Source organism: Cellulomonas sp. (assembly GCF_015234515.1).
In the GTDB taxonomy this organism is placed as follows: Bacteria; Actinomycetota; Actinomycetes; order Actinomycetales; family Cellulomonadaceae; genus Cellulomonas.
The window spans coordinates 193,435-205,179 of record NZ_JADGMY010000028.1; the positions used below are offsets into that span (position 1 = coordinate 193,435).

The window sequence follows — 11,745 nt, forward strand, 5'->3', positions numbered from 1 at the left end:
CGGGTCCGCAGCACCGGGCCCGACCGGGCCCGCGAGCTCAGCGCTCGGCGATGCTCCAGGCGATGCCGTCGAGGATGTCGTGCTCGGAGGTGACCACGTGGGTCAGCTCACCCCCGGCCGCCGCCACCTCGTCGCGCACCCGCCGGACCACGTCGCGCCACACGAGTGCTCCCGCGCCGATGACGTCGACCCGGCCGGGGTGCAGGTAGGGCAGCGCCGCGCGCTGCTCGCGCGTGCGGGCCAGCATGTCCTCGCACGACGCGAGCACGTCGTCGACACCGAGCACCGCGCCGTCGATGCGCGTGCGGTCGTAGTGGTCCAGGCCGAGAGCGTGAGCGGTGAGCGTCGTCACCGACCCGGCGAGGCCCACGAGCGTCACGGTCCGGCCCAGCGGCACGACGGCCGCCGCGGCGTCCAGCGCGGCGCGCACGTCGGCTTCGGCCGCGGCGACCTGCGCGGGCGTCGGGGGGTCGTCGTGCAGGTGCCGCTCGGTCAGCCGCACCGAGCCGACGTCCATCGAGACGGCCGCCTCCGGCGCGTCGGTGCCCAGGACCAGCTCGGTCGAGCCGCCGCCCAGGTCGACGACGAGGAACGGCCCGTCGAACCGGCTCGCGAGCACTCCCGTCGCGCCGCGGAACGACAGCCGCGCCTCCTCGTCCCCCGCCACGACCTCGGGCTCCACGCCCAGCGCGTCGCGCACGCCGGCCACGAAGTCCTCGCGGTTGCGCGCGTCACGCGTCGCGGACGTCGCGACGAACCGCACCGCCTCGACGCCCAGCCGCTCGCACACCTCGTGGTACCCGCGCGCCGCCGCGAGCGTGCGCGCGAGCGCCTCGGGTGCCAGCAGCCCGGTGCGGTCGACCCCCTGGCCGAGCCGCACCACCTCGTTGCTCCGCTCGAGGTCGACGAGCGTGCCCGCCGCCGGGTCGACGTCCGCGACGAGCAGACGGATGGAGTTGGTCCCGCAGTCGATGGCTGCCACGCGTGTCACCGGCACATCGTGCCACCGCCGACCGACACGGCAGGGCCGCGGCTCACGGCCGGGGTCCGACCCGCGCCGGCCCGGCGGTCAGCAGGTGCAGCGGTCGGGGCGCCACCGGTCGGCGATCATCGCCAGCGCCTCGTCGCCCACGGGGTTCACACCCGGCCCGGCGGCGAGCGCGTGCGCGACCAGCACGTGCAGGCACTTGACGCGCTGCGGCATGCCGCCGGCGGAGATCCCGGCGATCTCCGGCACGTGACCGAGCGCCTCACGGTCGGCGAGGTACGCCTCGTGGGCCCGCCGGTGCCCCGCGGCGAGCTCCTCGTCCTCCGCGAGCCGCGCCGTCAGCTCCTTCATCACACCCGTCGCCTCGATCGCGCTCACGGCCGCGACGGCCTGCGGCGAGGTCAGGTAGTACGTCGTCGGGAACGGCGTGCCGTCGTCGAGCCGCGGCGCGGTCCGCACGACCAGCGGGCGTCCGCACACGCAGCGCGCCGCGACGCCGACGACGCCGCGCGGCGGCCTGCCGAGCTGCTCGGTCAGCACCTCGACGTCCCGCTCGCTCACGGCGTCCGTCACCGCCCGGGCGTCGGGGACGTCGGGCAGTGCCGACGGGCCGGGCACGTCGCGGTGCGTGGTGGGGTCAGGTCGTGCGGGCACGTCGGTCCGTTCGTTCGTCCGGTCGGGCCGTCCATTGTCCCCCACGGGCCTGTCAGCCGGCGGGCTCCGTGCCGGGCGCCGGGGCCGCTGGGCCGTCGGGCGGCGTCGGCCCGTCCGTGGGCTGCCCGTCCAGGTCGAGGCTGCCCGCCATCTCCACCGACTCCCACACGGTCGCGTACCAGGGGCGCGTCGCACCGTCGGCCGTCTCGGGGACGGGGCCGCCCACGTCCGCCGCCGTGTCGGGCACGGTCTCGGGGTCGACGACGCGGAACGCCGTCTCCCCCGGCATGACGAACGACAGCCGCTCACGCGCCTGCGCGACGATGTACGCCTCGTCGTCCCACCGCTTCAGGTCGGCCTCGAGGTCGGCGTTCTCCGCGAGCGCCGCGTCGCGCGCCGCGCGGAGCTGCTCGACCTCGGCGCGCGCCGACAGGTACGAGCCGAGCGTCGGGTAGACCAGGACGAACGCGACCAGGACGACCAGCGAGAACACCATCGCGCGGACGGTGAACATGCGCGGCACGGGCAGACGCGCGCCCCCCGCGGGCGGCGTCCCGCGCGGCGGCGTCCCCGCGCGGCCCGGGCCCGGACGCCCGCCGGCACGGCCCGATCCCGGGCGGGAGGCACCCACCTTCGGCACCGCCCCCGAGCGCGGCGCGGCGCTGCGCACGCCGCGCGGCGACGTCGACGTGCTCGACCTGCCCGCTGCCGCCCGTCCCGCGCGCGGGACGGCGCCCGACGGCGTCTCGTCGCGCCCCGCTCGCCGGCCGGAGCCGGGCGCGGCAGGACGACGGGGGACGGACATGGCGTCGATTCTGCCTGGCGCTCGGCGGATCCGCCGGACGTCGGCGGGTGCGCCGCGTCGGGGATGGACGGGCTGCTCGTCGCCCCGGTCCTCGTGGGTCCCGGCTCCGTGCACCCCGTCGCGATGCTGGCCGGGCTCGCGGCCGTCGTCGACGACCGACACGCCCACGCACGACGACGCCCGGCCCACCGTGACGGTGGACCGGGCGTCGTCGTTCAGGCGGTGGTCAGCCCTGGAAGCGCGGGAAGGCGCTCGCACCGGCGTAGATGCCGGCGTCGTCGAGCTCCTCCTCGATGCGCAGGAGCTGGTTGTACTTGTTGATGCGCTCGCCACGGGCGGGCGCACCGGTCTTGATCTGGCCCGCGTTCGTCGCGACCGACAGGTCGGCGATCGTCGTGTCCTCGGTCTCGCCGGAGCGGTGCGAGGTCATCGTCGTGAAGCCGGACCGCTGCGCCAGCGCGACCGCGTCGAGCGTCTCGGTGAGCGAGCCGATCTGGTTCAGCTTGACCAGCAGGGAGTTCGCGGCCTTGAGCTTGATGCCCTTGGCGAGGCGCTCCGGGTTGGTGACGAACAGGTCGTCACCGACGATCTGGACCTTGTCGCCGATGCGCGACATGAGCGCGACCCAGGCCTCCCAGTCGTCCTCGGCCAGCGGGTCCTCGATGGACACCAGCGGGTAGTCCGCGACGAGGCTCTCGTAGTACTCGATCATCGCGGCGGCCTGCAACTGCTGGCCCTCGAATCCGTACTTGTCGTCGGCGAAGAACTCCGTCGCCGCGACGTCGAGCGCGAGCGCGACGTCCTTGCCGGGCACGAAGCCGGCCTTCTCGATCGCGGTGATGATCAGGTCGAGCGCGGCGCGGTTGCTCGGCAGGTTCGGGGCGAAGCCGCCCTCGTCGCCGAGGCCCGTCGACAGGCCGTTGCTCTTCAGCACGGACTTCAGCGAGTGGTAGACCTCGGTGCCGGTGCGCAGCGCCTCACGGAACGTGGGGGCGCCGATGGGGGCGACCATGAACTCCTGGATGTCGACGTTGGAGTCGGCGTGCGACCCACCGTTGAGGATGTTCATCATCGGCACGGGCAGGACGTGCGCGTTGGGGCCGCCGACGTAGCGGAACAGCGGCAGGTCGGCCGAGTCGGCCGCGGCCTTGGCGACCGCGAGCGAGACGCCGAGGATCGCGTTGGCGCCGAGCTTGCCCTTGTTGGGCGTGCCGTCGAGCTCGATGAGCGCGGCGTCGACGAGACGCTGCTCGCTGGCCTCGAAGCCGATGAGCTCCGGAGCGATGTCGTCGATCACGGCGTTGACGGCGCCCTGGACGCCCTTGCCGAGGTAGCGGGGGTCATCGGCGTCACGGCGCTCGACGGCCTCGAACGCGCCGGTGGACGCCCCCGAGGGGACGGCGGCACGGGCGATGGTGCCGTCGTCGAGGGCAACCTCGACCTCGACAGTGGGGTTGCCGCGCGAGTCCAGGATCTCGCGGGCGCCAACGGCCTCGATGCTGGCCATGGGTGCTCCTTCGACAGACGGGTGGGTTTGCCCACCCAGCCTAGTGCCGCTGGTCAGATGGGGCCTCGGGACCTTCGGCAGGTGGACGACGACGCCCTGACCAGCGGTGATGCTGGCAGGCACATCCCGACGTGCGAGCATGCGACGTGACGTCCGCCGATCCGCCCGCCGCGCTCGTCGCGCGGTTGCGCGCTGCCGGCTGCGTCTTCGCGGAGGACGAGGCGGCTCTGCTGGTCGCGGCGGCCGGGGAGGGGCCTCCCGCAAGCGGCGCCGCGGGCGCGGGCGGTCGGGTCGACGCGCTGGAGGCCCTCGTCGCCCGCCGGGTCGCCGGCGAGCCGCTGGAGACCGTCCTCGGGTGGGTCGAGTTCGCCGGGCTCCGGCTCGGCGTGGGGCCCGGGGTGTTCGTCCCCCGACGCCGGACCGAGCTCCTCGCGCGGACGGCCGTGCGCCTGGCGCGGTCGGCCGGGCCCTCCCCCGTGGTCGTGGAGGCGTGCTGCGGCGTCGCGCCCGTCGCGACCCTCGTCACGCGGGACGTGCCGGGCGCGCAGGTGCACGCGGCGGACCTCGACCCCGTCGCCGTGGGGTGGGCACGGCACAACCTCGGCGGCGCGGGGCACGCGTGGGCCGGGGACCTGCTGGACCCCGTGCCGTCCGCACTGCGCGGGCGGGTCGACGTGCTCGTCGCCAACGCGCCCTACGTGCCGCACGACGCGATCGCCACCATGCCGCCCGAGGCGCGGGACCACGAGCCCCACGCCGCCCTCGACGGCGGTGCGGACGGGGTCGACGTCCAGCGTCGGCTGCTCGCGCTCGCACCGGTGTGGGTGCGCGCCGGCGGTCACGTCCTGGTCGAGACGAGCGTCGGGCAGACAGCGCTGACCGCGGCCGCCTGCCCGCCGGGCTGGCCGGTCGAGGTCCTGCACGACGACGACGTCGACGGCACGGTCGTCGTCGCGCACCGCCATGCCTGAACGCGCGAGACCGGGCGCGGATCGCTCACCACCAGGGATGAGCGATCCAGGCCCGGTCTCGCGCCGCGGCATTCTCAGCAGGCGGGACGGAGGGTCAGCCCACCGTGCACGGCGTGCCGTTGAGCGCGAACGCCGTCGGGCGCGGGTTGCTGCCGGTGTGCGAGCCGTTGAACCCGATGTCGACGGTGCCGCCCGCGGCGAGCGTGCCGTTCCACGGCGCGTTCGCCGCCGTGACCGTCGTGCCGGACTGCGACCACGTCGCCGACCAGCCCTGGGTGACCTTCTGGCCGCCCGCGAACGCGAACGTCAGGGTCCAGCCGGTCAGCGCCGACGAGCCGGCGTTGGTGACCCGCACGCCGGCCGTGAAGCCGGTGTTCCAGTCGTTCGTCGTGTACGCGACGCGGCAGGTGGCGCCGGTGGTCGGCGTCGGGGTGGGCGTGACGGTCGGCGTGGCGGTCGCCGTCGGCGTGGGCGTGGCGGTCGGGGTGGCGGTCGCCGTCGGGGTGGCGGTCGGGGTCGTCGTCGGCGTGGGCGTCGCCGTCGTCCCGATGCGGGACGGGTCGACGATCCCCCAGTACGCCGGCTTGACCTGGAGCTCACCGTCGAAGAGGAGCGGTGCCGCACCCGAGCGCAGCCACGTCCGGGAGTCCTCGAGGCCCCAGATCGTGATCGACTCGAACGACGACGCGTGCCGCTCGAGCATCGTGAACATGTCGCGGTAGTAGTACCCCTGCTCGATCAGGCGGGCCGCCGGCGGCGCCGTCCACTGCTCACCGGAGTCGCGGTACGCCGACACGTCGAGCTCGGTGACGGCCTGCCGCACGTCGAGCGCCTCGAAGGCCTCGATCGTGTCCTCGATCATCGAGATCGAGCGGCCCACCTCGACGTGCAGCTGGTGCCCGACGCCGTCGACCGGCACACCCTGCGCGAGCAGGTCCGTGACCAGGCGCAGGTAGGGCGCGCGCTTGTTCGGGTACTCGGAGTTGTAGTCGTTGATGAACAGCTGCACCTCGGGACCGAACGCGGCGCGCGCGTACCGGAAGGCGTCGGCGATGTACGACGGGCCGAGGACGCGGTACCACTCGCTGCGCCGCAGGCCGTCGGACTCGTTCTCGTCGATGACCTCGTTGACGACGTCGAACGCGAAGATCGGGTTGCCGGGCGTGCCGTACTCGCCGTACGTCTCGCGGTAGTGGTCGGCGATCGCCTCGATGTGGGTGCGCAGGCGCTCGCGCAGCAACGCCTGGTCGGCGGCCGACGTGGTCAGGGCGGCCCCGTCGCGCTGGAAGAACCAGGCGGGCGTCTGCTGGTGCCACAGCAGCGTGTGGCCGTAGACGCGCATGTCGTGCTCGATCGCCCAGTCGACGAGGCCGTCGGCCGCACCGAACGTGAACGTGCCCTCGGTGGGCTGGATCGACTCGGGCTTCATCTGGTTGCCGGGCGTGATCTGCTCCGCGTGGTGCGCGAGCAGGTCGCCGCGGCCGCCGAGGACGTCCTGCGGCTCGACGGCGATGCCGAACGGCACGGACACGGCGTCGGAGACGGGCGTCACCGCGAGGTCGGGGGTGTACTCGATGCCCGTCACGAGGACGTCGTCGATCATGAGGTCGACCGGTGCGGACACCGACTCGACGTAGAACGAGGCCGTGTCGAAGGGCCCGGGCGTGTAGATGCCGGTGACCTGGCGCCACTGGCTCGTCACGCCCTCGATCGTCGCGATCGTCTCGTACGTCGGCTCGCCGCCGAGGTCGCGCTGCGCGGAGAGCCGCAGGTCGGCCGTGCCGGCGCCGTCGGGCAGCCGCACCCACAGGCTGATCGTGTACGTCGTGCCGGGCTCGAACAGCTCGGTGGCGGGGACGAGCGCACCGTCCCACGGGTCCACACGGTCCTGCACGAGGAGGCTGCCGGCGCCGCGGGCACCGGTGGCGGTCGTGCTCACGCTCGCCACGCCGCGCGCCTCCCAGCCGTCCAGCCCCGACTCGAAGTCCGCCGTGTGCACGACCACGGGGGACGCCGCGCGGGCCGGTGCGACGAGCGGCGAGCCGAGCGCGCCGGCGAGGGCCAGGGTGGCTGCCACCAGGGCCGCGGCGACCGTGACGGCCGTCCGCGGGCTCGTGGTGGCGGGACGGGCGGACGGCATGGAGGTCTCCTCGCGACGGTGGTGGATCGTCACAGCACGACCCGTCGCGAGGCTAGGTCCGCGGGGGGCGCGGGAGCAGCCCCCGAATCATTTCAGTGCCTGCTCCCGCGCCCGCGTCCGCGCGTCCCTGCGCTGGTCAGCCCACTGCCAGCGGCGCGACGATCTGCTCGACCTGGTCCTTCGCGTCACCGAACAGCATGGCCGTGTTCTCCCGGAAGAACAGCGGGTTCTGCACACCGGCGTAGCCCGTGGCCATGGACCGCTTGAACACGATGACCTGCTTGGCCTTCCACACCTCGAGCACCGGCATGCCGGCGATGGGCGACGACGGGTCGTCGAGCGCCGAGGGGTTCACGGTGTCGTTCGCGCCGATGACGAGGACGACGTCCGTGTCCGCGAAGTCGTCGTTGATCTCGTCCATCTCGAAGACGATGTCGTACGGCACCTTCGCCTCGGCGAGCAGCACGTTCATGTGCCCGGGCAGCCGCCCCGCGACGGGGTGCACGGCGAACCGCACGTCGACGCCCTGCCCGCGCAGCTTGGAGACCAGGTCCGCGACCGGGTACTGCGCCTTGGCGACGGCCATGCCGTAGCCCGGGGCGATGACGACGCGGCTCGCGTCGCGCAGCAGGTCGGCGACCTCGACCGCGCTGATCTCGCGGTGCTCGCCGTAGTCGTGGTCGCCGGCCGTGACCTTGCCACCCTCGGCCCCGAACCCGCCGAGGATCACCGACACGAACGACCGGTTCATGGCCTTGCACATGATGAACGACAGGATCGCGCCGGAGGACCCGACGAGCGCGCCGACGATGATGAGCAGGTCGTTGCTCAGCATGAAGCCGGCCGCGGCCGCCGCCCAGCCCGAGTACGAGTTCAGCATCGACACGACGACCGGCATGTCGCCGCCGCCGATCGACGCGACCAGGTGCCAGCCGAGCGCGAGCGCGACGACCGTCATCAGCGCGAGCGGCAGCAGCGCGTGGCTGTCGATGAACCACGCCATGAGCCCGGCCGAGGCGACGAGCGCCCCGAGGTTCAGCCAGTTGCGGCCCGGCAGCATGAGCGGCGCGCTCTTGATGCGCGCCGACAGCTTGAGGAACGCGACGATCGAGCCGGTGAACGTCACCGCACCGATGAGCACGCCGAGGAAGACCTCGACCAGGTGCAGGGCGTCCGGCTCCTCGGTGAGGAAGGAGTTGAACCCGACGAGCACCGCGGCGAGCCCGACGAACGAGTGCAGGATCGCGATCATCTCGGGCATCTGCGTCATCTCGACGCTGCGTGCCCGCCAGATGCCGATGCCGGCCCCCAGGGCGAGCGCCATCGCGATGAGCAGCAGCGTCACGACGACGGGCCGCTCGGAGACGTCGGCCGCGAGCGCGACCGTGGCGAGCAGCGCGAGGACCATGCCCGCGATGCCGTAGAGGTTGCCGCGGCGTGCGGTCTCCTGCTTGCTCAGCCCCGCGAGGGAGAGCACGAAGAGGATCGCCGCGATCAGGTAGACGGCCTGGGCCAGTGACGTGAGCACGCCCGTCACGCCTCCTTCCGGAACATGTGGATCATGCGGAACGCGACGAGGAACCCGCCGAAGATGTTGATCGCCGCGACCGTCGCGGCGATGAACGCCAGGGTGCTGACCACCCAGCTCGCGTTGCCGATCTGCAGCAGCGCGCCGACCAGGATGATCCCGCTGATGGCGTTGGTGGTCGCCATGAGCGGGGTGTGCAGCGAGTGGCTGACGTTGGAGATGACGTAGTACCCGACCACCACGGCGAGCGCGAAGACCGTCGCGTGCAGCAGGAACGACGCGGGAGCAGCCGTCAGCGCCAGGACCGTGAGCACGGCCCCGAGCACCGCGAGGACCGCGTTGCGGCGGGACCTGCGCGCGGCCGCCTCGGCGGCGGCGGCCTTCTTGGCGGCCAGCTCCTCCGGGGTCTCGACGGGCGCCGTCGCGACGGGCGCGGCCGCGGACACCGCGACCGGCGGCGGCGGCCACGTGACGTCGCCGCCCGTGGTGACGGTCATCCCCCGCTGGACCGGGTCCTCCAGGTCGAGCACGACCTGGCCGTCCTTGCCCGGGGTGAGCAGCGCGAGCAGGTGCACGATGTTGGTGCCGAACAGCTGCGACGTGTGCTGCGGCATGCGGCTCGGAAGGTCCGTGTACCCGAGGATGACGACGCCGTTGTCGGACACGACGCGCTCGCCCGGGACCGTGAGCTCGCAGTTGCCGCCGCCGGACGCGGCGAGGTCGACGATCACCGAGCCGGGGCTCATGGCCGCGACCATGTCCTTGGTGATGGTCCGCGGCGCCTGCCCCCGCACGAGGGCGGTGGTGACGACGACGTTCGCCCAGGCGGTCTGCTCGGCGTACATCGCGGCCGTCAGCCGCTCCTGCTCCGCCGTGAGCTCACGCGCGTAGCCGTCGGTCGAGACCTCCTGGTTGGCGCCCTCCGCCTGGACGAAGGTCGCACCCATGGACTCGATCTGCTCGCCGACCTCGGGCCGGACGTCGAACGCCCGCACCTGGGCGCCCAGGCTGCTCGCCGTGCCGAGCGCTGCGAGCCCGGCGACGCCCGCGCCGATGACGAAGACGTTGGCGGGCGGCGTCTTGCCGGCGGCGGTCACCTGACCGGTGAACATCCCGCCGAACTCCTCGGCAGCCTCGATCACCGCGCGGTAGCCCGCGACGTTCGACAGGGTCGACAGGACGTCGAGCGCCTGCGCGCGCGAGATGCGCGGGACCGCGTCGAGGGCGAGCGCCGTGATCCCGTGACCGGCCAGGCGTGCCGCCAGGTCGGGGTCGGCGAAGGGCGCCATGGTGGCGACGAGCGTCGCGCCGGGGCGCATCGCGTCGACGTCGGACGGCAGGTGCACCGCGGTGACGACGTCGCAGGCCAGCACGTCCGCCCGCTCGGCGACCGTGGCCCCGGCGGCGGCGTAGGCCTCGTCGGTGAACGTCGCGGCGGCGCCGGCGTCGCGTTCGACGAGGACCTCGTACCCCAGGGCACGGAGCTTGGCGACGGTCTTGGGCGTCGCGGCGACGAGCCGCTCTCCCGGGCGCTGCTCGCGCGGGACGCCGATCCTCATGCGTGCTCTCCTTCGACGGGACGGTGAGCGGGACATCGGTCCTGCTCGCGGGGTCAATCCTCACCGGACGCGACCGCGGGTGGGTCGGACCTTCGACCCGGACAGACGCATTCTCCCGGCACGCACGGGCAGGTGAGCGCCCGGTCCGGGTCCGCGCGTACCACCATTCGAGACGGACCGGCGCCCGGAGGGCCGGGTGGAGCGGTCTCAGTCCTCGGCCCGGCGGGCCGCGGACTCCCAGGTGGCGGTCGCACGGCGCAGCGCGGCCTCGGCGTCGACGCCCGCGCGGTGGGCCGCCGCGACGAGTCCCAGCAGCGCATCGCCCAGGCCCTGGTCGGTCGCGGCGGCGCCGACCGCGGCGGTCGGGGGCGGGACGGTCGGGGGCGGCGCCGCGGCGAGCAGCCCCGCCTGGTCGGCCCTCGCGAGCAGCTTCTGCGCGCGCGCGAGCGCGCCCATCGTCGCGGGCACACCGTCGAGCGCCGACGTCCGCGTCGGCTTCTCCGCCCGCTTGAGCACCTCCCAGCGCTCCAGCACGGCGGCCACGTCGATCTCGGCGTCACCGTCGGCCGCGAAGACGTGCGGGTTGCGACGCACCAGCTTGGCGACGAGGGCGTCGGCCACGTCGGCGACGTCGAACGGGTCGGCCTCGTCCTCCGCGGCCACCCGCGCGTGGAACAGGACCTGGAGCAGGACGTCGCCGAGCTCCTCGCGCAGCCCGGCGCGGTCGCCGGCCTCGACCGCCTCGACGAGCTCGTGCGCCTCCTCGACCGCGTACGGCAGGAGCGACGCGTGGGTCTGGACCGCGTACCAGGGACAGCCGCCGGGCGACCGCAGCCGGTCCATGACCGCGACGGCCCGCGCGAGCGCGGCCGCCTGCCGCGCGGTGAGCGGGACCTCGCCCGGGTCGCGCGTCGTCACGTCCGTCAGCGTGTCACCGCGGTGTGGGCGTCGGCGCGGGCGTCGCACCGTCGACCGGAGCGCCACGACCGCCCTCGGGAACCACCCAGGAAGGCGTCGTCGGCGGCGCGACGACGAGGCCCTCGGTGAACTCACCGAACCGCGGGTTCACCTCGATGTCGGCGGCAGCCACGCGCTCCTGGTACCGGTCGGCGGCGGCCTGCGCGCCGGGGAGGTCCTGGAGCGCGGCGGTCGCGAGCGAGTACCGCGCCACGGCGAGCGAGCCCGGTCCGAACTCGCGCGCGGAGCCCTCCTCCTCGCCCAGCGCCTGCACCGAGACCGTGCGCAGCAGCTCGCGGGCCTCCTCGTCGTTGACCCCGACGCCCTCGTCGGCCGCCACCTCGAGGGCGAACGGCTCGGTGATCAGGACGCCCAGGACGTCCTGCGCGCGGGCTCCGGCGAAGATCGGCGCGAGCTCCTCCTGCGTCGCCGCCAGCTCGGCCGTCGTGATCGTGCGTCCGTCGACGACCGCCGCCGCCCCCGGCTGCCCGGAGCACCCCGCGAGCAGACCGCCCGCCGCGACCACCGCCGCCACCACCCGTCCGCGTCCTCGCGTCCGTCGCACCGTCACCAGGGCCTCCCGCTCACGTTCCGTTGGACTCGGCCGCCATCGTAGGCCCTGGTCCGGCGCTCCCC

Annotated in this window: 10 protein-coding genes; 1 reads left to right on the top strand and 9 read right to left on the bottom strand. The window is 74.1% G+C overall.

What is annotated here, in order from left to right; all coding sequences use genetic code 11:
- Window positions 1-37: 37 nt before the first annotated feature.
- The 4 genes from IR158_RS14525 to eno form a co-directional block, all read right to left on the bottom strand.
- Window positions 38-991 (bottom strand): exopolyphosphatase, encoded by a 954-nt coding sequence (locus tag IR158_RS14525; RefSeq protein ID WP_291814132.1) that lies wholly within the window; start codon window positions 989-991, stop codon window positions 38-40.
- Between the two features lie 78 nt (window positions 992-1,069).
- Window positions 1,070-1,588: a DUF501 domain-containing protein gene (locus IR158_RS14530; RefSeq protein WP_291814550.1), complete on the bottom strand. Its 519-nt coding sequence runs from the start codon at window positions 1,586-1,588 to the stop codon at window positions 1,070-1,072.
- 106 nt (window positions 1,589-1,694) lie between these two features.
- Window positions 1,695-2,447, bottom strand: a complete 753-nt coding sequence (locus IR158_RS14535) for a septum formation initiator family protein (protein ID WP_291814133.1) — start codon at window positions 2,445-2,447, stop codon at window positions 1,695-1,697.
- A gap of 226 nt (window positions 2,448-2,673) precedes the next feature.
- Entirely contained in the window at window positions 2,674-3,954 is a 1,281-nt protein-coding gene (gene eno / locus IR158_RS14540; protein ID WP_291814134.1) for a phosphopyruvate hydratase, read from the bottom strand.
- 146 nt (window positions 3,955-4,100) lie between these two features.
- Between eno and IR158_RS14545 the strand changes: the two genes are divergently transcribed.
- Window positions 4,101-4,925, top strand: a complete 825-nt coding sequence (locus IR158_RS14545; protein WP_291814135.1) for a putative protein N(5)-glutamine methyltransferase — start codon at window positions 4,101-4,103, stop codon at window positions 4,923-4,925.
- 94 nt (window positions 4,926-5,019) lie between these two features.
- On the opposite strand, the gene IR158_RS14550 is transcribed toward IR158_RS14545, so the two are convergent.
- The 5 genes from IR158_RS14550 to IR158_RS14570 form a co-directional block, all read right to left on the bottom strand.
- Window positions 5,020-7,065, bottom strand: a complete 2,046-nt coding sequence (locus tag IR158_RS14550) for an endo-1,4-beta-xylanase (protein ID WP_291814136.1) — start codon at window positions 7,063-7,065, stop codon at window positions 5,020-5,022.
- Between the two features lie 136 nt (window positions 7,066-7,201).
- Window positions 7,202-8,593, bottom strand: a complete 1,392-nt coding sequence (pntB, locus tag IR158_RS14555) for a Re/Si-specific NAD(P)(+) transhydrogenase subunit beta (RefSeq protein ID WP_291814137.1) — start codon at window positions 8,591-8,593, stop codon at window positions 7,202-7,204.
- A gap of 5 nt (window positions 8,594-8,598) precedes the next feature.
- On the bottom strand, window positions 8,599-10,152 hold the full coding sequence (locus tag IR158_RS14560; RefSeq protein WP_291814138.1) for a Re/Si-specific NAD(P)(+) transhydrogenase subunit alpha: 1,554 nt from the start codon (window positions 10,150-10,152) through the stop codon (window positions 8,599-8,601).
- Window positions 10,153-10,359: 207 nt separating this feature from the next.
- On the bottom strand, window positions 10,360-11,070 hold the full coding sequence (locus IR158_RS14565) for a MazG family protein (RefSeq protein WP_291814139.1): 711 nt from the start codon (window positions 11,068-11,070) through the stop codon (window positions 10,360-10,362).
- A 13-nt stretch (window positions 11,071-11,083) separates the two neighbouring features.
- Window positions 11,084-11,680 (bottom strand): hypothetical protein, encoded by a 597-nt coding sequence (locus IR158_RS14570; protein WP_291814140.1) that lies wholly within the window; start codon window positions 11,678-11,680, stop codon window positions 11,084-11,086.
- Between the last annotated feature and the right edge of the window lie 65 nt (window positions 11,681-11,745).